Genomic DNA, 25,430 nt, shown 5'->3' on the forward strand with positions numbered 1-25,430 from the left:
TTGTCGTTTTTTCGCGATAGGCGCGCGGGCTGATCGAGCGGAGAATGCAATGCGGGGCTATGCGTTATGTGGCGAACCACGGTCGGGAACCACGTTCCTCAAGCAGGCCATCGCGTCCACTGGCGTGCTCGGCCATCCGTTCGAATGGTTCCATCCCCGCTTCGAGGCGCAGCTCGGCAAGGGCGAGAGCCTGCTCGACATGATGATGGCCCGCGCCTCCAGCGACAACGGCGTCTACGGCCTCAAGATCTTCTCGGTGCATGCCCGGGTGGCTGACCGGTGGCGCTGGGTGAGCGACCTGCCGAACCTGTCGTTCGTCCATATCACCCGCGCCGACCTGCTGGACCAGGCGATATCGCTCGCGCGCGCCGCCCAGACCTCGCGATATGAGAGCAGCGCCGGCGAGGCCCGCCCGGCTGCCTATGATCGCGCGCAGATCACCGCGACCCTCAAGGACATCGCGCGGGGGCAGGCGCGCTGGAGCGTCTGGTTCGCGACCCACGGCATCCGGCCGCTCAGCATTTCCTATGACGAGATCGTGGACAAGCCGCAGGACGTGGTGACGCGCATCGCCGATCTGGTCGGCGTGTCGGACGTGCAGATCGACTGGTCCAAGGTGTCGGGGCGCGTCATGCGCGACGAGCTGAGCGCCGAATGGAAGCAGCGCTACCTGGCCGAAGCCGGTCCCGTCGACCGGATCGCGGAGCTTGAGGACGGGTCGCTGCCCGGGATCGCAAGGTCGGTGCTGCGCGCGCTGCGCTAGCCGGCGCTGCCGTTCCGGCCGGCTGGTGCCGCTGCGGGCGGCGTTTCGCTGGTCACCCTGCCCATGGTCATGGTGAGCACCTGGTCGCACACCGCGGCCACCGCCGGATTATGGGTGACGACCAGCACGCTCGCCGTGCTGCCGATGCTCGCGCGCAGGCCTTCGATCACGGCCTGTTCGGTGCCGCGATCGAGCTGGCCGGTGGCTTCGTCCAGGATGATCAGCCGGGCTTCGCGATACAAAGCGCGGGCGATGGCGATGCGCTGGCGCTGCCCGCCGGAGAGGCGGATGCCCGCGTCGCCGACCGGGGTCTCCATCCCGTGGGGAAGGCCGGCGATGAACTGGGTCAGCTGGGCGCGCTCGGCGACTGCGTGCAGCCGGTCCATGTCGATATTCTCCCGGGCGGTGCCGAAGGCGATGTTCTCGGCGATCGGCCCATCGGAGAGGAATATCTGCTGCGGGACATAAGCCACCGTTGCCTGCCATGCCGAGCGGGTGCTGGCATCCAGCACCTGGCGGCCGACCGTGATCGATCCCGAGCTCGGCTCGACCAGCCCGGCGATCAGGTCGAGCAGGCTGCTCTTGCCGCTTCCGGTCGGGCCGACCAGCGCGGTCCAGGTGCCATAGGGGATATGGAAGCCGATATCGTGCAGCACCGCGCCGCGACCGGGATATTCGAGGCCCACCGCTTCGAAGGTCAGCCCCTCCTGCAGCGGCAGCGGCACCGCGGGTGCGTCGTGCTGGGCGATCACCGGGGTCTGCGAAAGCGCCAGCACGTCGAGGAAGACCCGCTTGTTGCTGGTGAACATGCTCCAGCCGACGAACGAGCTGTTGACCAGCGGCAGGATGCGGATCGCGCCGAAGCCGAGCGCGCCGAGGGTGGGCAGCGCGGCGGTGATCCCGCCCTCGACCGTGCTGAAATAGAGCGCGCTGAGCCCGAGGATAGCCACGGCGGAGCTCTCCACCACCACGCGCGGCGCCGAGGTGACGAAGGTGTTCTGCGCCTGGGCTTCGCGCAATGCGATGTCCAGCTTGTCGAACCGCGCCTGGAATTCCCCCTGTGCCTGGCACATCAGCACGTCGCGCAGCGCGCCCATGCCTTCGCGCAGCGCCTTCATGCGCGCGGTTGCCGTCCGTGCCACCGTGGCCGAGTTGCCGCGAAGCCGGCCGCCCACCGTGACGCTGAACAGGATATAGGCCGCGATGACCAGGCCCGCCGCTCCCAGCGTCGCCAGCGGTGCCACCAGGACCAGGGCGAGCAGGATCGTCGAGGTCAGGAACACAGCGACCAGGCCCTGCATCACCGGCTGGAAGGCCGAATTGGCGAGCACGTTCACCTTGTCGATGCCGGCGACGACCTCGCTGGGATTGCGCGACGCGAACAGCAGGTAGGGCTGGAGCAGGGTCCGGCGGAAGATCTCCGATCCCACGTCATGGGCCAGGCCGAAGGTCAGCTTGCTCGTGGCGCGGAGCAGGGCAAGGCGGATCACGCCCCCCGCCACGCTGGCGACGACGAGGCAGATGATCGCGGCGTCGAGCAGGTTTCCCTGGCCGGCAAGGCGCTCGAAGAAACGGACGCCCGCCATGCGGCCGGCCCGTTCGGGGGCGACGAGCAGCGCCAGGAACGGCAGCAGCGAGCCGATGGTGACCAGCTCGGCGACGCTGGCGATCGCCATCAGGCCGAGCGTGCGCGAGAACTGCCGCCGGCGGCGCTGGTTCATGGTTTGCCACAGGCGCCGGGCAATGGCGAAGAAGGTCTCGTCCGACAAAGGCCTGGTGCCGGGCATCGGCTAGGCGCCCTCTGCCTGCAGCTGGGCCAGGAAAGATCCGGGCGGTGCCGGCTTGTCCTTGAAATGCTTGATATTCTCGTTCCAGAGATGGATCGCGACGCTGTCGCTGGCAGTCATGTCCGCCAGCGAGAATGCGGGATCCAGTATCCGGTCGGCCTGGGTGTAGTGGAGCGGATAGAAGATGTGCGGGGGCAGCGCCCAATGGGTCACGCCTTCCTCGGCCGCCAGCGCGGTCAGCGCGCGCGGGCCGGTCACGCCCCACGGCATCTCCGAAAGGCCGGTGCGCCCCTGCGTCTTGAGGCGCCACCAGGCGTTCAGCCGGGGGCGGCGCGGAAGCCAGGCCGGCACGCTGTCCTCCTCGAAGATCTTGAGCAGGCGCGTCAGCAGCGAAGAGTCCGGCGGCAGCCGGAGGATCGCCGTGTTGATGATGCCGACATCCTCGAAGCCGAACAGGAAGCTGCGGTTCTCGGTGATCGGGCGCAGCAGGTAGATGTCCGAATCGATCCAGATCCCGGCGCCCTGGCGCTGGAGTTCGTAGCGGAACCAGTTCGAGAATAGCGACACGCTGCCGGTCCGATGCCGGATGATGCTTTCGCGCGGCAGGATCGTTGCCGCATCGCGTACTTCCACGCCCTCCGGAATTCCCGCCGGCTCGTCATAGCAATACAGGATCAGCGGATGTCCGGCGCGCATCACCGACCGGAAGCACGCCCTTTCCAGCGGGGAAAGGGAGGGGCCTATCCAGAGCGTGGTACAGGCCGTCATGCTTCTATGTGATCCTCCGGCGACACCGCCACCCTGGCCGTGCATCACGACACGGGCCTTAGCGTTGGCCATCCTTGATGTCTAAGTTGAACGCGGCGGTGAAGTGCCATTCGGTAGCAATGACGCACGGCGTTGGTTGAAAACCCGTGAAGCGACACTGCCGCCGCCAAGATCCCGGATGCGGGATCGCGCCGGCGCGTCGAATCGTTCGCGCGCGTCGCGATCGCATGTCCGGCTTCATCAAGCGCAACGTGCAAAGGGGCCCCGCCAGCGATCGTCGCTGCCAATAATGTGAGAATATACTGAGAGACAACGCGCCCGAACGCCACCCTGGTCGCCGACAGACTCAGGATGGTGACCCCTACGGGAATCGAACCCGTGTTTCAGCCGTGAAAGGGCCGCGTCCTAACCGCTAGACGAAGGGGCCATGCCGAAGCGTGGAGGCGGCCAGTTAGGGAAGGATCGGCACGCGGTCAAGCGCTTCATCGCACCATTTCCCGATTATTTGCTCAATCCGCCCAGGCCGCATCCTCGACATGCAATTCGGCGGCGGGACGCGAGCCCCAGTCGTCGATCCTGGCCCGCCCGGCGAGCCACAGCTTGCGGTGGCGCGGGGCGGAAAGCAGGGCCTGGCCGAGCTCGGTATCGGCCTGGCGGAAGGCTACCGCCTTGATGCTGCGCCCGTCCGGCCCAGCCACGATCAGGCGGACATGGCCGCCGCTGCCCACCACATCGGCCTTGATCACCGTAACCGGCCCGGCCGCCACGCGCGGGGCGGGCCAGCCCATGCCATAGGGGCCGCCGGCCTCCATCGCATTGACCAGGTCGGGGCAGACGCCGCCGGGCGCCACCACCGCGTCGAGCAGCAGCGCTCGCTCGCCCATCGCCTGGGTCACGCGTTCCGAGAGCCGCTCCTCGAGGAACTCGGCGAATGCGTCGAGCTTGTCCGCCTCGATCGTCACGCCGCACGCCATGGCATGGCCACCGCCCGCCTTGAGCAGGCCGGCATCCTTGGCCGCCAGCACCGCCGCGCCCAGGTCGACGCCCGGGATCGAGCGGCCCGATCCCTTGCCGATGCCGTCCTCGTCGAGCGCGATCACGATCGCCGGCCGGCCGAGCTTTTCCTTGAGCCGCCCGGCGACGATCCCGATCACGCCCGCATGCCAGCCCTTGCTGGCGATCACCGCGACCGAATGATTGGCCTTGAGCAGGCTGATTTCCTCGGCCTCGGCCTGCACGCTCGCCTCGATCGCGCGGCGCTCCTCGTTGAGGAGATTGAGCTCCTCGGCGATCTCGCGCGCCTCCTGCGGATCACGCGTCGTGAGCAGGCGCACGCCCAGGTCCGAACGCCCGACGCGGCCGCCGGCATTGATCCGCGGCCCCAGCGCGAAGCCGAGATCGGTGCAGGTCGGCGCCCGGGTGAGGCGCGAGGCCTCGATCAGCGCGTTGAGTCCGATGTTCCGGCGCTGGGCCATCACCTTGAGCCCCTGGGCAACGAACGCCCGGTTGAGCCCGCGCAGCGCCGCGACATCGGCCACGGTGCCGAGCGCGACGATGTCGAGCAGGTCGAGCAGCTTGGGTTCCGGCCGGCTGGCGAACCAGCCGCGCGCGCGCAGCACGCGGACCAGTGCCGCGCCGAGCAGCCAGGCGACGCCGACCGCAGCCAGATGGCCGTGCGCCGCGCCTTCGTCCTCGTCGAGCCGGTTGGGGTTCACCAGGGCGAGGGCGACCGGCAGCTCGGTGGTGCATTTATGGTGGTCGACCACGATCACTTCGGCGCCGGCGTCGCGCGCCATCTCCAGCGCCTCGAATGCCTGTGCGCCGCAATCGACGGTTACGATCAGGCTGGCGCCTTCGCCCTTCAATCGCACCAGTGCCTCGCCCGAGGGGCCATAGCCTTCCATCAGGCGATCGGGGATATAGGGCCGCGCCTCGAGGCCCAGGTCGCGCAGCAGCAGGATCAGCAGCGCGGCGGAAGTGGCGCCGTCGACGTCATAATCGCCGAAGATTGCGACCTGTTCGCGCTTCTCCACGGCGTCGGCGAGGCGCTCGGCCGCCTTGTCCATGTCGCGGAAGATCGAGGGATCGGGCATGAAGGCGCGGATGCTCGGCGCCTTGTGCATGTCGAGATCCTCGCGCGCCACGCCGCGCGCCAGCAGCAGCTGCGTCACCAGGTCGTCGGGCACCAGCCCGCCGCGCGAGTCGCCGGCAAGGCCCCGCCAGTGCCAGGGCTGGCCGGTGATCGAACGCTGGATATTGAGTACGACGGACATCGGAACAGCTATGGAACAGGGCAGGGGCCCTGTCCATCGCGTGCCGGGCGCTATTCGGCCAGCGGCGTCGCCTGCTGGGCGAGCCGGCGGGCATAGGCCGCGGCGAATTCGCCATGGATGCGGGCAATGCCCGGGTCGCTTGCGGTACGCGCCTTTTCCTCGCTCATGCGCTGGCGGCGTTCGAGATATTCTCGGTCATTCGGCGGGGGCATGGTAAAGCTCCGGCTTCAAGCGGCAGCTCTCCAGTTGCTGTCATTCGGCGCCGTGCTCGGTTCCGGGGACGCCAATGCATTGTTTATACGCCAATCTGCAGATTTCGGCGACAACCTGCATCAAGAGCGCTGCTCGCTTCACCGCATTTCCGGCACGCCGTCGCTTCGTGCCGGACCGGGCTGGCGCTTCGTGCGTTCCGCGCCTACATCGCGCCTCTTATGGCCCGCCCACGTCCCGCCCAGGAAAAAGTGAAGACCGTCGCCGAGAACCGGCGCGCGAGGTTCGATTACTTCATCGAGCACACCTATGAGGCCGGCATCGCGCTGACCGGCACCGAGGTGAAGTCGCTGCGTTTCGGCGAGGGATCGATAGCCGAAGCCTATGCCGAAGTGACGGACAGCGGCGTCTGGCTGGTCAATTCGAACATCCCCGAATTCAGCCATGGCAACCGCTTCAACCACGAGCCCAAGCGCCCCCGTAAATTGCTCCTTCATGAGCGGGAGATAAACAAGCTTCATGGCGCGGTGGCGCGCGAGGGCATGACCCTGGTGCCGCTGTCCATCTATTTCAACGGACGGGGCCGCGCGAAGGTCGAGCTCGCGCTGGCGAAGGGCAAGAAGACGCATGACAAGCGCGAGTCGATCAAGGAACGGGACTGGAAGCGTGAGCAGGGACGCCTGCTCCGCGGCGGCCGTGACTGATCCCGCGCCCGTGCCCACGGCGCACACGTCGCGTTTCCGCCGCTGGCTCGACAAGGCGATGCCCAGCCGCGAGTCGGTCGAGACCAATCGTTGGCTCCGCCCGGTGGCGAACCGGGTGATGCATTCGTCGCTATGGCGCTTCACCCGCCGCTCGGTGCCGCGCGGCGTCGCGCTCGGCATGGTGACCGGGGTGCTGGTGCCGATGGGGCAGATCCCGGCCTCGGCCGTGCTAGCGCTGCCACTGCGCGCCAATATCCCGGCCGCCGCCGCGACCACCTTCGTCACCAATCCCTTCACCACGCCGCCCTTGTGGGTCGCGGCCTATTGGCTCGGCAGCTGGATGATCGGCCCGGGCGAAGTGGTGGCCAAGGCGCAGGTGATCGAGCAGAGCTGGAGCGACTGGCTGGTCCACCAGGCTGGCCCGGCGACGCTGACCGGGCTGATCACGATCACCTTCATCCTCGCGCTGGTCGGCTATTTCGGCACCGCGCTGGCATGGCGGCTGTGGATCGCGCGCAAATGGAAGCGGCGCCAGGCGGCGCGGGCAGGGGCTGCAGCCTGACAGGAAACTATTCCCCTCCCTGCAAGGGAGGGGTTAGGGGTGGGTTAGAAAAGGTCGGGCTCGATGCCCGGCCTTTTCTTTTATCCCCGGCCAGTGGCTGAGCTCGCTGCGCTCGCAACCCACCCCCAGCCCCTCCCTTGCAGGGAGGGGAGGAGAAAGGGGAGAAACACAATCAGTCGCCAAAGCGTAACAATGTTGCGCCCAGTCGATTGACGAGGCGTATCGACGGTATAAGACAGCGCGCATTCAACCGACCCAGAGGTTTCCCATGCGCCTGTCGCTCCTGACCACTACCTTCCTTGCCGCGCCCGTGCTGCTCGCCGGCTGCGCGCACAACCAGCCGCTGCCGACCGCCCCGGTCGAAGCCGCGCCGGTCACCGAGGCCGAGGTGGCGCCGCCCGAAAAGCCCAAGCCCGTCTATGGCAGCTACGGCTTCGACATCGCCGGCATGGATAGCGCGATCAAGCCGGGCGACGATTTCTACAGCTACGCCAACGGCACCTGGGCGAAGAACACGCCGATCCCGTCGGACAAGTCGAACTACGGCGCGTTCAACATCCTCGCCGACAATGCCCAGAAGCAGACCCAGGAAATCCTCGAGGGCGTGAAGAACGATCCGTCGTCGAAGATCGGCACCGCCTATTCGACCTATCTCGATACCGCGGCGATCGACGCCAAGGGGCTGGCACCCGCCCAGGCCTGGATCGGCCAGATCAAGGGCCTGAGCACCAAGGCCGGCTATCCGGCGCTCACCGCCGCCGCCCGCCGCAACGGCGTCGGCGGCCCGTTCGCCGCCTTTATCGGCCAGGACGACAAGAACCCCGAAGTCTATGCGGTGAACCTGTCCCAGTCGGGCCTCGGCATGCCGGATCGCGACTATTACCTCTCGAAGGACGCCAAGTTCGTCGAGACCAAGGCCGCGTACGAGAAGCATCTCGCTACCCAGCTGACCAATGCCGGCGAGCCCAATGCCGCCGCCCGCGCCAAGGCGATCGTCGAGTTCGAGACCAAGATCGCCGCGGTCCAGTGGACCCGGGTCGAGAGCCGCGACAGCAACAAGACCTATAACAAGATGACCGTCGCCCAGCTGCAGAAGCTGGCGCCGGGCTTCGACTTCAAGGCGATGCTCGCCGCCGGCAAGATGAACGTCGACACCGTCATCGTCGCCCAGCCCAGCGCCTTCACCGGCATCGCGAAGGCGATCCAGCAGGCGCCGCTCGCGGTGCTCAAGGACCAGCTGCTCGTCCGCACGCTCGACGGTTTCGCCGATGTGCTGCCCAGCGCCTTCGACAAGGAGCAGTTCGCCTTCTACGGCACCACCCTGTCGGGCACGCCCGAGCAGGAAGCCCGCTGGAAGCGCGCGACCGACTTCACCACCGGCGCGCTGTCCGACGACCTGTCGCAGCTCTATGTCGCCAAGTATTTCCCGCCCGAGACCAAGGCGGCGGCGGACCAGCTGGTCAAGAACGTCATCGCCGCGATGGACCGCCGCATCGATCAGCTCGACTGGATGGCGCCCGAGACCAAGGTCAAGGCGCATGCCAAGCTCGCCGCCTTCACCCCGAAGATCGGCTATCCGGACCGCTGGCAGGACTATTCGGCGCTGACGATCACCGCTGGCGACGCGTTCGGCAACAATGTCCGCGCCAACAACTGGCAGTATGACGACAATGTCTCGAAGCTCGGCCAGCCGATCCGCCGCTGGGAGTGGGGGATGACCCCGATGACGGTGAACGCCTATGCCAATTTCGGCATGGTCGAGATCGTCTTCCCGGCCGCGATCCTGCAGCCGCCCTTCTTCGATCCCAACGCCGATCCGGCGGTCAACTATGGCGGCATCGGCGCGGTAATCGGCCACGAGCTGAGCCACCATTTCGACGACCAGGGCGCCAAGTACGACAAGGAAGGCCGCCTGACCGACTGGTGGACGCCGGCGGACGTCAAGGCGTTCAAGGACCGCACCGACGCGCTCGTCGCCCAGTATGACCAGTATGAGCCGCTGCCGGGCATGCATGTGAAGGGCGCACTGACGCTCGGCGAGAATGTCGCCGATCTGGCCGGCCTCACCGTCGCCTATGACGCCTACAAGCACTCGCTGAACGGCCAGGCCGCGCCGGTGCTCGACGGCTTCACCGGCGACCAGCGCTTCTACCAGGGCTGGGCCCAGGTGTGGCGCCGCAACTATCGCGAGGCCAATCTGCGCCAGCGCCTGCTCACCGATCCGCACTCGCCGTCGCAGCAGCGCGCCTGGGTCGTGCGCAACCTCGATCCCTGGTACGGCGCCTACAACCCCGATCCGACCACCAAGCTGTTCCTGACGCCCGAAAAGCGCGTCCGGATCTGGTAAAGTGACGTACGGCGCCGCTTGACCCGCAAGCGGCGCCGCCTCACACGGGCGCATGGCCACGCTGCCCGTTCACACCCCCGTATCGCCGTCCCGCCGCTGGCTGCCCTATGCCGGCGCGATCCTGGCCGGCATCCTCGCGGGCGCGGTGATCCTGCTGACGCTGAACGACCGCGCCGTCGCGGTGGGTTTCGTCGCGGCGGGCGTACTTGCCGCCGGCGTCCTGCTCGGCGCGCGCAGGCTCTTCCATAGCGACACCGCCGCCGAACAGCCGGTCGACTGGTCGGTCGCCCAGGCGCTTGCCGCCGCCAGCGACGATGCGCTTGCGGTCACCGACCGCGCCGGCCGCCTGGTCTGCGCCAACAACCGGTTCGAGGCGCTGTTCGCCGGCTGGCCGACCCCGCCCAATCTGCCGATCAGCGACGCCGCCGTCGCCGCGCTCGGCACCGCCGCCCGCACCGCCTGGCGCGATGGCGAGGCGCGCGAGGACGGCATCCAGGTGTTCGGCGCCCCCGTCTCCGTCCGCGTCCAGCGTGTGGGCGACGAGTCGCTGGTCTGGCGCTTCATCGGCGTCCAGGCGCTCGACCTCGCCAGCCAGGTCCGGGCGCTGATCGATGGCCATACCGGCGACCGGCTCGGGTCCTCCGGCATCATGACCGCGATGGTCTCGCCCGAGGGGCGGGTCCGCGCCGCCAACCGCGTGTTCCGCCTGCGTGCCATGGGCAGCGGCGAGGCGGCGGTGGAGGGCAGGGACTTCGCCCGCTTCCTGATCACCGACAGCCTCGGCCTGGTCCGCTTCGAGCGCGAGGGGCTGGAGGGCAATCCGCTCCGCGTCCTGCAGATCCCGTTCCTCGACGGCGAGGATGCGCCCTTGCTCGTCGCCCTGCTCGACGAGGAGGAGCAGGGCCATGCGCCGACGCCCGCGATCGGCGCCAGCGCCGGCGCGCATGTCCGCTCGCTGATCGCGCTGCTGCCGCTCGGCCTCGCGCTGGTCGACCGCGACGGCCGCTTCGTCAGCATGAACGACGCGTTCGTCCGCGCCACCCGGGTCAACGCCGCCGCCCCGCCGCTCTACCCGGGCGATCTGGTCGTCCGCGAGGACAAGTCCGCCCTCGCCGACGCGGTCCGCCGCTTCGCCGGCGGCGCGCCGCAATCGGCCGAGATGACCGTCCGCATGGCCGACGCGCCCGAGGAGCCCGTCTCGATCGGCATCGCCGGCGCGCGCGGCCTCGGCGACGCCGCGGTCCTGATCAGCCTCAAGGATTCGGGCGAGGAGTCCAAGCTCAAGCGCCAGGTCGCCCAGGCGACCAAGATGCAGGCGGTCGGCCAGCTCGCCGGCGGTGTCGCGCACGACTTCAACAACATCCTCACCGCGATCATCGGGCATTGCGACCTGATGCTGATGCGCCATTCGCCCGGCGACAGCGACTATGACGACATCCAGCAGATCCGCGCCAACTCCAACCGCGCCGCCTCGCTGACCCGCCAGCTGCTCGCCTTCTCGCGCCAGCAGACGCTGCGCCCGCAGCTCCTCCAGCTGCCCGACGTGATCTCCGAAGTCTCCAACCTCCTCAAGCGCCTGCTCGGCGAGACGGTCCGCCTCGAGGTCAAGCACGGCCGCAACCTCGGCCCGGTCCGCGCCGATCCCGGCCAGCTCGAGCAGGTCGTGGTCAACCTCGCGGTCAATGCCCGCGACGCGATGCTCTCGAAGAGCCCCAATGGCGGCGGCACGCTCACGATCGAGACGATGGCGGTGCCCGCATCCGAAGTCCGCCAGATGGACGACGATGTCCTGCCCGTCGGCGACTATACCGCCGTGCGCGTCTCCGACACCGGCACCGGCATCCCGCCCGAGATCCTCGCCAAGATCTGGGAGCCCTTCTTCACCACCAAGGAAGTCGGCAAGGGCACCGGCCTCGGCCTCTCCACCGTCTACGGCATCATCAAGCAGTCGGGCGGCTTCATCTTCGCCGACAATGGCCGCCACGGCGGCGCCGAGTTCACCATCTACCTCCCGGTCCATGCCGCGACCGAGGCGCCGGTGACCGCGCTGGTGCCGGGCATCAAGGAAAAGCCCGCCGACACCTGGGGCACCGGCACGATCCTGGTCGTCGAGGACGAGGACATGGTCCGCGCCATCGCCGAGCGCGCGCTCACCCGCCAGGGCTATACCGTGGTCACCGCCGACAATGGCGAGGCCGCGCTCGAGCTGATCGAGACGATCGACCGGCCCGACCTGCTGATCTCCGACGTGGTCATGCCGGTGATGGACGGGCCGAGCATGGCGCGCCGCATCCGCGCCAAATATCCGGACCTGCCGATCCTGTTCATGTCGGGCTATGCCGAAGAACAGCTCCGCAAGTCGATTGATCTGGAGCAAGTTGCATTCCTGCCGAAACCCTTTTCGGTCCAGCAACTTGCCGAAGCCGCCCGCGATGTGCTTGGCCCGAAATAAGCTCTTGGCGGCCCGGAACTTTTTTGCGATTGAACGCGCATATGTCGGGGCCCCAGAAAGTATTGATCGTCGAAGACGAGCCGCTCATCGCGATGATGCTCGAGGATTTCCTCGACGCGCTTGATCGCGTCGTCGCGGGTACGGCGGACAGCGTCGCCTCCGGGCTGGCGCTGGTCGAGGCCGGCGGAATCGACGCCGCGATCATGGACGTGAACCTGCGCGGCGGCGAGACCAGCTGGCCGATCGCCGACGCGCTCGCCGCGCGCGGCATCCCCTTCGTGCTCGCCACCGGCGGGGCAGGGGACATGATCCGCGAGGACTATCGCAACCGTCCGGTGCTCTCCAAGCCGTTCACCATGGACAGCGTCGAGAAGGTCCTCGACAGCCTCGTCGCGGCGGACTGAGCTTCCTCCCCTGATCCCCGGCGAAGGCCGGGGCCCAGTCTCGGCGCAGCAGGTGAGCCGGGTAAACCTCGCGAACGACATCGCAACTGGACCCCGGCCTTCGCCGGGGCACCGCAGAGATTGCGGGCATCCGGCAAATCCGCTCCTGCAAGGGGTATGTTGCTCCTTCCCGCGCCTTCGCCTGAGATCCCGGCGTCCGCCGGAATGACGACATGGGGGAAGCGCTGTTCCCATCCAGCTCCCCGGCGAAAGCCGGGGCCCAGGGTTTCTCTGCTGGCGCGCTCGGGGCCCTAGACTGATAAGAGCGGACTGATAGCAAGCGTGCCAGTTCCTAGCGTTATTTAATGCTCAGGGCGTACCCGCTGCCAGTGGTTTTCTTTTGGCGGGTTGCGACGTGATGACACCATCCACGACCTCGAAAAACCCCGACGCACTAACGAGCCCTTCGCAATAGACAGCACGGAGTTGACCAACAGGCATGTTCTCTGCGCCGGGGAGGCGCCCCTGCAAGCGCGACAGCAGCTTTTCGCGGGGTAATTCCGCATAGGCGTACATGAAAAACTCGAACAGATCTTGAGGCGTTTTCGTCTCGGTCGGGGGACGCACGATCGTTCCAAAATATGCATCAGGATGCGCTTGATAGTCGGCAAGCTGCGCATCGCTGACCGGCTCCTTGAGCAAATAGGATTTGCCCTCCGCACAACTGACGCCGACTACTACGGCCTTTTCGGCTTCCAGCATGGTGGCGGCGGTGACCGTGCCAACCATATCCCCGCCGTCTGGTCCGGCGCCTTCAAAATTGTACGTTTCCCCAATCTGGATTGGTGGCCTTTCCCCTTTCAATCCAACCGACGGGAGAGAGCCATCGAAGGTGGTGGGCCAAGTCAGGATTTTAGATAGCCCCTCGGCAACCTTCAGCGCATCCGCATGCTTCTGTTCCTGTAAGTACCTTTCTGACAATCTATAGTGGCCCGGACGGTTGAAATCTGGAATGCCGAGGCCTATCGGCCACGCGACCAGTTGGGCCAAGCCCTCCAGATCCTTGTGGAAGCTCAGGTTGGTGACGAACAGATAGGCCTTCTCACCCTCTGGCAACTCGTCTTTTTCGTATTTGCCAAGCCGTTTGTTTACGGCCTCGATAAAGGCTGGGCGATTGTCGTCGCTGACGTCCGCGGGCATTTCCGTATTCAGATCGATAAAAATCATCCGTTCGCAGTTAGCGGGTTTTGCCAGCGCGGCGTTGAGCTGCTTGACGAAGCTGGAAAGCGGTTTGGGCGAGATCGTGCCGTCGGCGGTCGTTCGGCCTAGTTCGCCAGCCACGGCGCGCATTTTTGCTTCGACCCAATATTTCTTTCCTGTCACGGGTGAGGTCGCGTTAAATTCACAATGCCTTTGGTTGGGGTCAGTTTCATCCTCGAGCGCTAGTGTGAACCCTGCCAGTAGGAAGGCGCTCGCAACCTGAATTTCATAGTAAGCGCCCTGGAAATTGCCGGGATTTTTGAGGCGCTGGATAAGTCGGGCCTGCAACTCTGCGTTATGATCAAGTAGATAGAGCCCATACGCGACTGAAAAATAGCAGGCGACTACGCCTGTAACTGGCATTTGGGTAGGTTGACCGGGCTGGGTGATGTGCTCCCTCTGCAACCGGCATAGCCCGTCATACCACTGCATCAGCGGGTGCCGTTCGGCGAGTGGCTTGGTGATTTCCGCGTTGCCCCAATCGGAACCGATCTTTGACTTTAGATAGTCGCCCAGAAAGTCGATGAAAGTCTTCCAAGCCTTTGAGTAATGAAGCTCGTTGCCAACTGCGACGAACTGGTAATCCTGCCAGTGAGCAGAAATTACTGGCTTACCAAAGCCTTGCTGATTCTGCCGAATGCGTTCCTGCGCCGCCATGTTCTGCCGCAATCGGGAGATGTCGGGCATATGCGGGAAATGGCGTACACCCGAAGCCCCGTGGCAATGCTTGAATTTCTTATCGCTGCCGCAGGGGCAGCGGATATTACGGCCGACTTTCATGCGATTCCACCTTTCAGAAAAGGTGGTGCCGAACTGAAGAATTTCAATGTCATCAAAATATTCGAATATTTAATTTGATTGCTATAATTTCAAATTAAGTAATTATAACTAAAGCCATAATTTTTCACTCGCGGTTGTAATGAATGGCGGTTTTTAGGATGGAGGTTACTCGTGCGAGATGGCAGATATTGCAACGCATACCTGTCGCGCCGAGTTACCGTCGGAATAGTTGCTAGCCACCCGAGGCCCTAATCCACCACCCGCACCACATCCCCAACCCGGATCACCCCCGGCCGCGCAGGCCCAGCATAGATCCCGTAGCAAGCCCCGAATTCCCGGGCGACCGTCCGCAGCACCCGCGGTTCCTTCGCGCCGGTCACCGGATCGATCGTCACGATCACGCAGCGCTGGATCGGGTCGGCGCATTGCACCACCGCGCCGGTATCGCCGTCGCCGAACGCCAGCCGCTTGCCTTGCCAATCGCCGGGCAGGGCATCGCTCTCCACGATCACGTTGATCCGGAAGCGGTCGATCGCGAGCGTTTCACCATGCGCCGCCTCCAGCGCGGCGTGGCCGGCGCTGGTCTGGATCGATACCGGCATCGAATCATAGACGCCGCGCGCCACCTGGATCAGCGAGGCCGGCTCGCCCGCCGCTTCCTCCAGCCGCGCCATCAGCAGCGGATCGCGCAGCCCCAGCGTCGCGCCGTCGGGCGTGTCCACCGTCACCGCGCTGGTCTTGGGCTTGCCTGGCTCCTCGAACCGCGCCCGGTGCAGCACCATCGCCGGCACCTCGCGCGCGGTCAGCCAGGGGAAGCGCGTGCCGTTGGCGGCGCGGACGAACGCATATTGCCGGTCGCCCTCGATCCCCTGCCAGTCGAGTTCGGCCGCGGCCAGCCGCTCGCCGGCCATCGACTTGACCGGATAGCGATTGAGCGCGCTGACATGGCCGACGATGCGGGTCATTGCGCCGGGCTAACGACTGTCCGCTTCCATCGCAATCGCCTCGCCGAAAAGCCGTTCCAGCTCGCGCGTGGCCGCCTTGCCCCAGAAATCGTCCGGCATCGCCTCGCACAGATTGACCAGGCCGCTTTCAAGGCTGCTGGCGCCCTCGCTGGCAGCCACCACCGCGCGGCTTTCCTCCAGCGCCATCCGGGCGAAGGGCGCGGGCTCGATCACGCCGGGCGCCGCCGCGAACAGGCCCAGCCAGTGGTCCTGATAGGAAACCGTCTGCCATTGCTGGAGGAAGAACCACAGGCCGAAGCGCAGCGCCTCGGGCGTCGCAAAGCGCGTGCGCCGCGCGATGATCGGAAACAGCTTTTCCGAGGCGATCTGGTCATGTTCCTGATCGAGCGCGGCGATCCATTCGCGCAGATACAGGAAGGCATTTTCGTCCAGCTCGGCCAGTGCCAGCGCGGCTTCGGCAAGCGCGCCGGGGGCAGTGTCCGAACTGCCCGAAGAGAGCCAGGAGGGGCTGCCCGCCGTCCTGCCATAGCTGGCCAGCAAGGCCCGCAAGGCCGGCAGCAGCGCCGCCTGCTCGTCGGCGGGCAGGTCGCGCACCGCCTGGAACAGCGCCTTCTCGCCGATCGACTTGCCACCCGTCTTGAAGCGGAAGGCAAGCACCCCGGCAAAGGACAGCGCCTCCGGTCCCTGCGTCTCGATCCGCTGGCGCATTTCGTCCAGCGCGGCCGTGATGGCGGGGCCGCTCAGGTCGGCCAGCGCCACCTGCTGGCTCGATCGGCCGCGCAAGATGGGCTTGGCTGTCTCGCGCGCAACGTCCGCCGACAGCGATGGCAGCTTGTCCCGATTGCGCCAGTCCGTCACCGGCTCGAGCGGTCCGATCTCGCCGTCGATCGTCACATGGCGCTGCACATCGACGAAGAATACCGTGAACCCCTTGCTGTCCGCGTCCCATGCCAGGCCGTGCAGATGGTGCAGCAGGTGCAGCAACAGCTTGTCTTCTATCGGCTCCTCGCTGCCTTCGCGCAGCGGAAGCAGGGGCTCGCCGCTGCTGGCCAGCGCATCCAGCACTTCGCCAAAGCTGGGCAGTCCCTTGAACTCGGCGAGCGACATGTAGCGGATGACGATGGTGCGTTTCGCTCCCTCGGGATCGAGCGGGACCAGGTCCAGCGCGATCCCGAAGCGCCGCTCGCCATCGCTCAGGTCCGGGTGGCGCGCCTTGTCCGCGGGGGCGCTGCGCAGGAAACGCGCAAGCAGGCCGGTGCGCCCGCTGGCGCGGGGCAGGGTGTCGAGATGGTTGCGCAGCGCCCAGCGCCCGTCGGGGCTCAGCCAGCGCAGGCGGGTTTCGGGCTGGCTCCCATGCGGCGGGTGCGGGAGATGGGTCATTCGCACTTCGCCGGTCGCGGGATCGAGGATCGCTATCCGGTCCTCGTGCAGGCCCTGTTCCACGCACGCGATGGTACCGTCTTCGCGGGCCTCGAACTCGCTGATCCGGAAGCCGTCGATACGATGTTGCTGATCGATCTCCCCGTCGATCGCTCGCTCGTAAAGGGTGTCGAAGCGCCAGTCCTTGTCATGCTGGGCGAAGAAGAACGCGCGGCGCGCCGGCGAATAGCACCAGCGATTCGAGGAAAGCCGCTTTCTGCGAATCTCGAAGACGCGCCGCCGTTCCACCAGGTCGAACAGGGCGACCGGATCCACTTCGGGCGCGGCGCGGCAGCCGATCACGAGCAGGTAGCGCGCATCCAACCGGATGATTTCGCGTGCCTCGACATCCTCGAATGCCAGGAAATGCCAGGGGTCGGCGCCGGGCTCGCCCGCTTCGACAAGCGTGAGCGATTTCCTGCCGAACAGCGTTCCGGTCGCCACGCGCATTGCATTCCCCCCTGTATTCGGGCCCAGCCTATTGAAGCGAAGGGGGCAGGGAAAGCCCGGCGCGGCCCCGTTGCCGGGCAGGTGGAACGATTATGGAACAAAAATTTCGTTCCGCTCTTGTTCTTGCGGAACAAAGGCGATACACGGCGTTCCAACACAGGTTGATGCAGCGTGCTAAACCTTCTAGCGACGGGGACTTCCAATGGCAGCTTCGCTCAAGGTGATTGACGGCAACATGGCGATTTCTTCGGACAAGCAGAAGGCGCTCGACGCCGCAATGGCGCAGATCGACCGCGCCTTCGGCAAGGGCTCGGCAATGAAGCTCGGCTCCAAGGAGGCGATGCAGGTCGAGGCGATCTCGACCGGCTCGCTCGGGCTCGACATCGCACTCGGCGTCGGCGGCCTGCCGCGCGGCCGCGTGATCGAAGTCTATGGTCCGGAAAGCTCGGGCAAGACCACGCTGGCGCTCCATGTGATCGCCGAGGCGCAGAAGACCGGCGGCGTCGCCGCGTTCGTCGACGCGGAGCATGCGCTCGATCCGGTCTATGCCAAGAAGCTCGGGGTGAATATCGACGAGCTGATCGTCTCGCAGCCGGATACCGGCGAGCAGGCGCTCGAGATCGTCGACACGCTGGTCCGCTCGAACGCGATCGACGTGCTGGTGGTCGATTCGGTCGCCGCGCTGGTGCCGCGCGCCGAGATCGAGGGCGAGATGGGCGACAGCCATGTCGGTCTCCAGGCCCGCCTGATGTCGCAGTCGCTGCGCAAGCTCACCGGCTCGATCAGCCGCTCGCGCTGCATGGTGATCTTCATCAACCAGCTGCGCATGAAGATCGGCGTGATGTACGGCAATCCGGAGACGACGACCGGCGGCAATGCGCTCAAGTTCTACGCCTCGGTCCGCCTCGACATCCGCCGCACCGGCCAGATCAAGGACCGCGAGGACATCATCGGCAACACCACCCGCGTCAAGGTGGTGAAGAACAAGGTCGCCCCGCCGTTCAAGCAGGTCGAGTTCGACATCATGTATGGCGAGGGCATCTCGAAGATCGGCGAGATCCTCGATCTCGGCGTCAAGGCCGGGCTGGTCGAGAAGTCGGGCGCCTGGTTCTCGTACGACAGCGTCCGGATCGGCCAGGGCCGCGAGAATTCGAAGAACTTCCTGCGCGACAATCCCGAGCTGCGCGAGCGTCTCGAAAAGGCGATCCGCGCGCGCACCGAGAAGGTTGCCGAGGGACTTATGGCGGGTCCCGACGCCGAGGACGGCGACGACGATCTATAATGGAATATCAGGCCGCGCCCGCGTGCGACGCGTGTGGCAGCGGTCACGGGCTCAGCCCCATCGGAAGACCCGGCGCGTTGCCCCGCGCCGGGTCTTTCCCGTTTGTGGAGGAGGGCGGTTCGAATCCCTCGCCTTGCGCGACCGGCGGCGAATTTTTGGAATTTGCACCGCTGCGGGGGGCGCTAAGATGCAGGGATGAAGGCAGTTCTCGATCCCGATTGCGTGCTGGCCAATGGCCTCACCGCGATCCGAACCCAGTACCAGGTACCGCGCGCCTTTCCCCAGCCGGTACTCGAAGCCGCGGAAGCCGCTGCCCGGCGGATACCAGACGAGCATGTCGACCGAACCGACATCCCCTTCGTCACCCTGGATCCCGCCAGCGCCACCGACCTCGACCAGGCACTGGCGATCGAGACCAGCGGCAATGACCTGCTGCTGCGCTACGCCATCGCCGACGTGGCCTGGTTCGTCACGGACGGCGATCCGGTCGACGCCGAGGCCTGGCGCCGGGGCACGACGCTCTACTTGCCCGACGGCAAGGCCAGCCTCTATCCGCCGGTGCTGAGCGAAGGCGCGGCCAGCCTCCTCCCCGATGGCCCCCGTCCCGCCGTGATCTTCACCGTCCGCGTCGCTCCCGATGGTGCGGTGAAGCTCGAGGAAGCAGAGCGCGCGCTGGTCCGCAGCCGCGCCAAGCTCGCCTATGAAACAGTGGCTGACAGCGAGCTACCACCCCAGTTCGCCGAACTGGCACGCCGTATCGCGCTGGCCGAAGCCGCACGCGGTGCGTCGCGGGTCGATCCGCCGGAGCAGGAAGTCGCCCGCCGCTCTAATGGCGGCTATGCGCTGGCCTTCCGCGCGCGGCATCCGTCCGAGGACCAGAATGCTGCCTTGTCCCTCGCGGCGAACCTCGCGATCGCGGAGGTGCTGCAGGCCCATCACACGGGCCTGTTCCGGGTAATGGCCGAGCCCGATGCCGCGGCGGTCGCCAGGCTGCGCAACAGCGCCCGGGCGTTCGGCATCGCATGGCCCGAGGCTCTGCCGCTCGAGCGCTTCCGCGACGGTCTGGATGCGGCCGATCCGCATCAGGCGGCGCTGATGCTTGCGATCCGCCGGGCAGGGCAGGGCGCGAGCTATGCGCCATGGAGCGCCGAAGCGGCGCCGTGGCATGCCGCGGTCGCCGCGCCCTATGTTCATGCCACCGCGCCGCTTCGCCGGCTCGCCGATCGCTATGTGATCCGTGCCACGCTCGCGGTGATGAACGGCCAGCCGGTGCCCGGGGCCGTCAGCGACGCCTTTGCACGTCTGCCCAAGGTGATGGGCCGGGCCGATGCCCTGGGCGGCCAGATCGACCGCGCGGTGATCGACCTTGCCGAAGCCGTGATCCTTGATGGCCGCGAAGGGGAGACCTTTGCCGCCGTTGTCACCGATGTCGACATGCGCGGCGCGCGGATGCAGCTCTCCGACCTGCCGGTGGTCACCCGGATCGATGCGCCCGGCGCGGCGCCCGGCACCGCGTTGCAGGTGAAGCTGGTCGATGCCGATCCGGCGAAGCGCGCGCTCCAGTTCGAAGCAGTCGGGGGTGGGGCATGACACCCGCCGATCCTGGGGATTCCGCGGCGACTGCGGCCCAGGTGGAGGTCTTCATCGATCGCTTCACATCGGAGATTGCCGACCGTGTTCGCGCCGCCCGGACGGTGTTGCGGAGCCGGCTGCCCGGCGCCACCGAACTCGTCTACGATAATTACAACGCGCTGGCGATCGGCTACGGCCCTGGCGAGAAGACGTCCGAGGCCGTGTTCAGCCTCGCCATCTATCCCCGAAACATCCTGCTCTATTTCCTCCCAGGCGTCGGCCTGCCCGATCCGGAAGGGTTGTTGCAGGGCGAAGGCAAGGTGGGACGCTATGTCTGCCTCAAGGACGTGGCGCTGCTCGACGAACCGGCGGTGATCGCGTTGATCGACGCAGCGCTCGATCGCGCGAAGCGCCTCTTGCCGCCACAGGGCGGGCGGACCATCGTCAAGTCGATCTCGGCCCGGCAACGCCCGCGCCGTCCAGGGGAAGCTGCATGACCGTAATCGTCCACCATCTCGAGAATTCCCGTTCGCAGCGCGTGCTCTGGCTGCTTGAGGAACTCGGCCTGCCCTATGAGGTGCGGCGCTACGAGCGGAACAAGGCGACGATGCTGGCGCCGCCCGAGCTCAGGCACGTGCACCCGCTCGGCAAGTCGCCGGTGATCGAACATGGCGGGCAGGCGATTGCGGAGACCGGGGCGATCGTCGAATATCTGGTCGCGCTGGGCGATGGGAAGCTGGGCGCGCCGGGACACCGCGAAGACGCGCTGCGCTGGCGGCATTTCCTGCACTATGCCGAGGGCTCGCTCATGCCCCCGCTCTTCACCAAGCTGGTGCTGAGCCGGGTGCCGCTGTTCGGCAAGATGGCGCAGAAGAAGTTCCAGCCGATGATCGACGTCCATCTCGACTATGTCGAGGGCGAGCTGGGCGCGCGGCCCTGGTTCGCCGGGGCCGAATTCACCGCTGCGGACGTGATGATGAGCTTCCCGCTGGAAGCCGCGGTCAGCCGTGCCAATGCCACCGAAGGCCGCCCGCACATCGCTGGCTGGATCGCGAAGATTCACGCCCGCCCGGCCTATCAGGCGGCGCTGACCGCCGGCGGGCCCTATGCCTATGCGTGATCCCGGAAGGCCAGATCGTCACAGGCAGGGCAGGGCGCATCCTCACTGGCGATGAGGCCCTGGCAGCGTGGGCAGAGGCTGCGGTTGCGCGGCTGCAGCGCATGATCGACGGTGATGCGCTGGTCGAACACGAAGCACTCGCCCTGCCAGCGGCTCTGCTCGGGTGGGACCTGCTCCAGATAGGCCAGGATACCGCCCTTGAGGTGATAGACCTCGTCGATGCCCTCCGCCTTGAGGAAGGCGGTCGACTTCTCGCAGCGTATGCCGCCGGTGCAGAACATCGCGACGCGCGGCATCGGACCGTCCGCCTCGCGCGCGGCGCGGAACTTGCGGAACCACCCGGGGAACTCGCGGAAGCTGCGCGTCTCCGGATCGATCGCGCCCTCGAACGTTCCTAGCGCGACTTCATAGGCGTTGCGCGTATCGATCACGATGGTGTCCGGCGCGTCGATCAGCGCGTTCCACTCCGCGGGCGCGACATAATGGCCGACATCGGTGAGCGGATCGATGTCCGGCTCGCCCATCGTCACGATCTCGCGCTTGAGCCGGACCTTCATCCGGTCGAACGGCATCGCCGCGGCGCGCGAATATTTCACGTCGAGCCCAGCGCAGCCGGGCAGGGCGCGGACATGGTCGAGCAGTTGCGCGATCGCGTCGTCGCTGCCGGCAATGGTGCCGTTCAGCCCTTCATTGGCGAGCAGCAGCGTGCCCTTGATGCCCAGCCCCTCGCACAAGGCGAGGAGCGGAGCCTTCAGGCTCTCGACATCGGGAAAGCGCGTGAACTGGTAGAGTGCCGCGACGCGGACGGGCAGGTCCGCGCCGGGCACTGCCGCGGGATCAGGACTGGCCATAATCCTCGAAGCTGTCGGTCTTGGTGGTGGTGCCGTGCATCGGCAGGACAGCCGGCTCGGGATCGCCCGGCGCGTCGAGCTTGCCTTCCCAGCGGGCGACGACGACGCTGGCGACGGCATTGCCGATCACGTTGGTCGCGGTGCGGCCCATGTCGAGGAAATGATCGACGGCGAGGATCAGCAGGATGCCGGCCTCGGGGATGTTGAAGTGGCTGAGCGTGCCGGTGATGACGACCAGGCTGGCGCGCGGCACGCCGGCGATGCCCTTGCTGGTGACCATGAGGATCAGCAGCATCTGGATCATCGTCATCCAGTCGAGGTGGATACCGTACGCCTGGGCGATGAAGATCGACGCGAACGTCATGTACATCATCGAGCCGTCGAGATTGAACGAATAGCCGAGCGGCAGCACGAAGCTGGCGATGCGCGGGGGCACGCCGAACCGGTCGAGCGCGTCGAGCGTGCGCGGATAGGCGGCTTCCGACGAAGCGGTGGAGAAGCCGAGCAGGATCGGGTCGCGCAGATAGCGCAGCAGCGTGCCGGTACGCGGGCCGACGATCAGGAAGCAGGCGCCGAGCAGCACCGCCCAGAGCGCGAACAGGCCGAGGTAGAAGCTGCCCATGAAGAAGGCGAGGTCGCCCACCACGCCGATGCCCTTGGTCGCCAGCGCCTTGGCCACCGCGCAGAACACCGCGACCGGAGCGAACAGCATGACATAGCCGGTGACGGTGAGCATCACCTGGACGAGCGCTTCGAGGCCCTTGACCAGCGGCTCGCCCTTTTCGCCGATCGCCGCGAGGCCGACGCCGAAGAACAGCGAGAAGATCACGAGCTGGAGGATGTCGTTGCTTGCCATCGCATCGATCCCGCTGGTGGGGATGATGTGGATGAAGAATTTGGCGACATCGAAGCTCGAGCGATCGACGCCGCTGGACGTCGAGGCCGCCGGGATCGGCAGGTTGAGGCCGACGCCGGGCTGGAGCAGGTTGACGAAGATCAGGCCGAGGGTGAGCGAGACGAGGCTGGCGCAGACGAACCAGAAGAATGCCTTCAGGCCGACGCGGCCGATGGCGCCGCCGCCGCCCATATGCGCGATGCCCACCACCAGGGTGGAAACCACCAGCGGCGCGATGATCATCTTGATGAGGTGGAGGAACATCTGGGTCGGAATGTCGAGCCCATATGCCCAGTTCTCGATCGCCTTCGCCCCTTCCGGCGTGCCCGAGAGCGAGATGTTGAGCACATAGCCCAATATGCCGCCGAGCAGCAGTGCTGCCAGAATGAACCAGGTAAGTCGCTTGCCCAAAACAGGGTCCCCCTAAAATCCTTTGGCGCAGGCAAAGGGGATTGCGGGCCCCGGGTCAAGCCCTGCGCGGCCAGCCGATGCGCGCTGCCCTATGCACAGGGGGTATTGCAGCGACCTTGGAAGCGGCCCTATCGCATGCGCCGTCCTGTCCGGAGAATGCCGATGCGCCTCGACCGCCGTACCCTCGTCCGCGCCGCCGCCGCCGCGCCTTTGCTGGCCCTGCCGGGCGTGCTGCGTGCCGCCGAGCCGGACCTTTCGGCGCTGCAGGACATCACCAAGGGGGCGGTGCCGATCGGCAATGAAGAGCGCGCCGCGCGGCTTGCCCGGGCGCAGAAGCTGATGCAGGCGAACGGCATCGGCGCGGTGCTGATCGAGGGCGGATCTTCGCTGGTCTATTTCACCGGGTTGCGCTGGGGGCGGAGCGAGCGGCTGACCGCGGTCGTGCTGCCGGCCGAGGGCGAGCCGTGTATCGTCACCCCATACTTTGAGGAAGCACGCACCCGCGAGGGGCTGGCGATCCCGGCCGAGGTGCGGGTGTGGAACGAGGATGAGGACCCACTCAAGACCGTTGCCGTGTTCCTCAAGGACCGCAAGCTCGCGCATCTGCCCGTCGGCATCGAGGAAACCGTTCGATATTTTGCAGTCGGGGGGCTGCAGAAGGAGGGATTCGAAGTGGTCTCCGCCAATCCCGTGGTTCGGGGCTGCCGGATGATCAAGACGGCCCCGGAAATCGCACTGATGCAGCTCGCGACCGACGTGACCATCGCCGCCTATCGCTGGGTCCAGCCGCGCGTCGAGAAGGGGATGAGCCAGCGCGACGTCTCCGCGCTGATGGACGCCGCCACCAAGAAGCTTGGCGGCAGCCCCGAGTTCAGCATGGTGCTGGTCGGCGAGGGCGCGGCCTATCCGCACGGCACCAAGACCCCGTCGCCGGTTGCCGATGGCCGAATCATCCTGATGGACTGCGGGTGCACGGTGCAGGGCTACCAGTCCGACGTGTCGCGTACCTGGGTGCATGGCAGCGCCAATGCCGAGCAGCGCAAGGTCTGGGACCAGGTCGCCAAGGGCCAGCAGACCGCCTTTGCCGCCGCCAGGCTCGGCGCGACCGCAGGCAGCGTCGATGACGCGGTGCGCCGCTACTATGCCTCGCTCGGCTGGGGACCGGACTACAAGCTGCCGGGCCTGTCGCATCGCACCGGCCACGGCATCGGCCTGGACGGGCACGAGCCGGTCAACCTGGTGCGCGGCGAGGCGACGAAGCTGGCGCCGGGCATGTGCTTCTCGAACGAGCCGGGCATCTACATCCCGGGCAGCTTCGGCGTGCGGCTGGAAGACTGCTTCCACATGACCGAGAACGGGCCGAAATGGTTCAGCGAGCCGCCCCGCTCGATCGACGCGCCGATGGGCTGAGTTTCCCGCGCCGGCGAGAACTTGTTCTCCTTCCTACGGATCAAAGAGCGGCGGGAATGAAACCCGGCGGCGCGAGCGAAGCAGGTGAAATCCTACATTGCAATCCGGGCCGGTGCTGACAGGGTACCTGCGGCAGGGGACGGGACGATGCGGGCGCTGGCGATAGTGATCTTCTTCCTCACCGCCTTTGGCGTGATGGGGGTGCTGAGCGAGCATTTCCGGGGCGATGCCGGACTGCCCGCGCGGTTGATCGTCGACGCGCTGCTCTGCTTCATCGCGGTGCTGGTGCACGAGCTGGGCCATGCCGCCGCGGCGCACCGGCTGGGCGCCGATATCCGTTCGATCGTGGTGCTGCCCTTCGAATACAGCATGCGGCAGCGCCGGCTGCGGCTGAAATGGCGGGCCGGGATGGGCGACCTGGGCGGCTATGTGTCCTATGTGCTCGACCGGATCGATGCGCGCCGCAAGCACATGATGATCGCCGCCGCCGGGCCGATCGCGAACCTGCTGCTCGCGCTGCTGGCCGGCACCGGCGCCACCCTGATCGGCAGCGCGACTCTGGCCGGCGCGCTGCTCGGCGCGCTCGCCTTGCTCTCGGCGGGGATGGGAATCGCCAATCTCGTGCCGTTCAGGGGCAGTGACGGCCACCATATCCTGCAAGGCCTGCGCGCCGGCGCCCGCAACAAATCGGTGAGATAGCGGACCTTTTACCCTGATCGAAGTGTTTCGCTTGAGCGAAAGCCTGTCCGCAACTAAGTCGGCGGCT

At 66.6% G+C, this 25,430-nt stretch carries 21 protein-coding genes and 1 tRNA gene; 12 read left to right on the forward strand and 10 right to left on the reverse strand.

Translation table 11 applies throughout. From position 1 onward, the window contains the following. Positions 1-49 precede the first annotated feature (49 nt). Positions 50-763 (forward strand): Stf0 family sulfotransferase, encoded by a 714-nt coding sequence (locus tag AAHM44_RS16065; protein ID WP_184165733.1) that lies wholly within the window; start codon positions 50-52, stop codon positions 761-763. Here AAHM44_RS16065 and AAHM44_RS16070 read toward each other — a convergent pair. The 5 genes from AAHM44_RS16070 to AAHM44_RS16090 form a co-directional block, all read right to left on the reverse strand. Next, complete coding sequence (locus AAHM44_RS16070) at positions 760-2,550, reverse strand: ABC transporter ATP-binding protein (protein WP_342250614.1); 1,791 nt, start codon at positions 2,548-2,550, stop codon at positions 760-762. The two genes, AAHM44_RS16065 and AAHM44_RS16070, sit on opposite strands and share 4 nt — an antisense overlap. A 3-nt stretch (positions 2,551-2,553) precedes the next feature. Further along, positions 2,554-3,246 carry a hypothetical protein gene (locus tag AAHM44_RS16075; protein ID WP_269575470.1) on the reverse strand — a complete coding sequence of 231 codons (693 nt, stop codon included), beginning with the start codon at positions 3,244-3,246 and terminating at the stop codon, positions 2,554-2,556. 424 nt (positions 3,247-3,670) lie between these two features. Further along, positions 3,671-3,745: transfer RNA gene (locus AAHM44_RS16080), tRNA-Glu, on the reverse strand. A gap of 82 nt (positions 3,746-3,827) precedes the next feature. Further along, positions 3,828-5,591, reverse strand: coding sequence for a single-stranded-DNA-specific exonuclease RecJ (gene recJ, locus AAHM44_RS16085; protein ID WP_342250615.1), 1,764 nt, complete (start codon positions 5,589-5,591; stop codon positions 3,828-3,830). A 50-nt stretch (positions 5,592-5,641) separates the two neighbouring features. Continuing rightward, positions 5,642-5,803: a hypothetical protein gene (locus AAHM44_RS16090; protein ID WP_269575468.1), complete on the reverse strand. Its 162-nt coding sequence runs from the start codon at positions 5,801-5,803 to the stop codon at positions 5,642-5,644. Between the two features lie 219 nt (positions 5,804-6,022). Between AAHM44_RS16090 and smpB the strand changes: the two genes are divergently transcribed. From smpB to AAHM44_RS16115, 5 genes are all read left to right on the forward strand, one after another. After that, positions 6,023-6,505, forward strand: coding sequence for an SsrA-binding protein SmpB (gene smpB, locus AAHM44_RS16095; protein WP_184168263.1), 483 nt, complete (start codon positions 6,023-6,025; stop codon positions 6,503-6,505). Positions 6,506-6,563: 58 nt separating this feature from the next. After that, positions 6,564-7,067 (forward strand): DUF2062 domain-containing protein, encoded by a 504-nt coding sequence (locus tag AAHM44_RS16100; RefSeq protein ID WP_269576461.1) that lies wholly within the window; start codon positions 6,564-6,566, stop codon positions 7,065-7,067. Positions 7,068-7,335: 268 nt separating this feature from the next. Further along, positions 7,336-9,414 carry a M13 family metallopeptidase gene (locus tag AAHM44_RS16105; protein ID WP_342250617.1) on the forward strand — a complete coding sequence of 693 codons (2,079 nt, stop codon included), beginning with the start codon at positions 7,336-7,338 and terminating at the stop codon, positions 9,412-9,414. A gap of 52 nt (positions 9,415-9,466) precedes the next feature. After that, positions 9,467-11,866 carry a hybrid sensor histidine kinase/response regulator gene (locus AAHM44_RS16110; RefSeq protein WP_269575465.1) on the forward strand — a complete coding sequence of 800 codons (2,400 nt, stop codon included), beginning with the start codon at positions 9,467-9,469 and terminating at the stop codon, positions 11,864-11,866. 41 nt (positions 11,867-11,907) lie between these two features. Next, the gene (locus tag AAHM44_RS16115) at positions 11,908-12,270 is read left to right on the forward strand and encodes a response regulator (protein WP_184165754.1); all 363 of its coding nucleotides are present in this window, start codon (positions 11,908-11,910) and stop codon (positions 12,268-12,270) included. 348 nt (positions 12,271-12,618) lie between these two features. Here the strand turns inward: AAHM44_RS16115 and AAHM44_RS16120 are convergent, their stop codons facing one another. The 3 genes from AAHM44_RS16120 to AAHM44_RS16135 form a co-directional block, all read right to left on the reverse strand. Then, positions 12,619-14,196 (reverse strand): hypothetical protein, encoded by a 1,578-nt coding sequence (locus AAHM44_RS16120; protein ID WP_342250618.1) that lies wholly within the window; start codon positions 14,194-14,196, stop codon positions 12,619-12,621. Between the two features lie 341 nt (positions 14,197-14,537). After that, positions 14,538-15,254 carry an MOSC domain-containing protein gene (locus AAHM44_RS16130; protein ID WP_342250620.1) on the reverse strand — a complete coding sequence of 239 codons (717 nt, stop codon included), beginning with the start codon at positions 15,252-15,254 and terminating at the stop codon, positions 14,538-14,540. 9 nt (positions 15,255-15,263) lie between these two features. Next, on the reverse strand, positions 15,264-17,123 hold the full coding sequence (locus tag AAHM44_RS16135) for a hypothetical protein (RefSeq protein ID WP_342250621.1): 1,860 nt from the start codon (positions 17,121-17,123) through the stop codon (positions 15,264-15,266). 202 nt (positions 17,124-17,325) lie between these two features. On the opposite strand from AAHM44_RS16135, the gene recA reads away from it, so the two are divergent. The 4 genes from recA (at position 17,326) to AAHM44_RS16155 (ending at position 21,097) form a co-directional block, all read left to right on the forward strand. Next, the gene (gene recA / locus AAHM44_RS16140; protein WP_269575459.1) at positions 17,326-18,405 is read left to right on the forward strand and encodes a recombinase RecA; all 1,080 of its coding nucleotides are present in this window, start codon (positions 17,326-17,328) and stop codon (positions 18,403-18,405) included. Between the two features lie 195 nt (positions 18,406-18,600). Continuing rightward, positions 18,601-19,995: an RNB domain-containing ribonuclease gene (locus tag AAHM44_RS16145; RefSeq protein ID WP_342250622.1), complete on the forward strand. Its 1,395-nt coding sequence runs from the start codon at positions 18,601-18,603 to the stop codon at positions 19,993-19,995. Further along, positions 19,992-20,474: a DUF1801 domain-containing protein gene (locus AAHM44_RS16150; protein WP_342250623.1), complete on the forward strand. Its 483-nt coding sequence runs from the start codon at positions 19,992-19,994 to the stop codon at positions 20,472-20,474. Before AAHM44_RS16145 ends, AAHM44_RS16150 begins: the two co-directional genes overlap by 4 nt. Next, positions 20,471-21,097: a glutathione S-transferase family protein gene (locus AAHM44_RS16155; RefSeq protein WP_342250624.1), complete on the forward strand. Its 627-nt coding sequence runs from the start codon at positions 20,471-20,473 to the stop codon at positions 21,095-21,097. Before AAHM44_RS16150 ends, AAHM44_RS16155 begins: the two co-directional genes overlap by 4 nt. On the opposite strand, the gene trhO is transcribed toward AAHM44_RS16155, so the two are convergent. Further along, positions 21,088-21,948: an oxygen-dependent tRNA uridine(34) hydroxylase TrhO gene (gene trhO, locus AAHM44_RS16160; protein WP_342250625.1), complete on the reverse strand. Its 861-nt coding sequence runs from the start codon at positions 21,946-21,948 to the stop codon at positions 21,088-21,090. The genes AAHM44_RS16155 and trhO overlap by 10 nt on opposite strands. After that, entirely contained in the window at positions 21,935-23,254 is a 1,320-nt protein-coding gene (locus tag AAHM44_RS16165; RefSeq protein WP_269575454.1) for a dicarboxylate/amino acid:cation symporter, read from the reverse strand. The genes trhO and AAHM44_RS16165 overlap by 14 nt, the downstream gene beginning before the upstream one ends. A gap of 156 nt (positions 23,255-23,410) precedes the next feature. Between AAHM44_RS16165 and AAHM44_RS16170 the strand changes: the two genes are divergently transcribed. After that, positions 23,411-24,664: a M24 family metallopeptidase gene (locus tag AAHM44_RS16170; protein ID WP_446745999.1), complete on the forward strand. Its 1,254-nt coding sequence runs from the start codon at positions 23,411-23,413 to the stop codon at positions 24,662-24,664. A gap of 147 nt (positions 24,665-24,811) precedes the next feature. Beyond that, complete coding sequence (locus tag AAHM44_RS16175) at positions 24,812-25,363, forward strand: site-2 protease family protein (RefSeq protein WP_342250627.1); 552 nt, start codon at positions 24,812-24,814, stop codon at positions 25,361-25,363. Positions 25,364-25,430: the final 67 nt, after the last annotated feature.

The organism is Sphingomonas sp. OTU376, from assembly GCF_038440415.1.
In the GTDB taxonomy this organism is placed as follows: Bacteria; Pseudomonadota; Alphaproteobacteria; order Sphingomonadales; family Sphingomonadaceae; genus Sphingomonas; species Sphingomonas kyeonggiensis_A.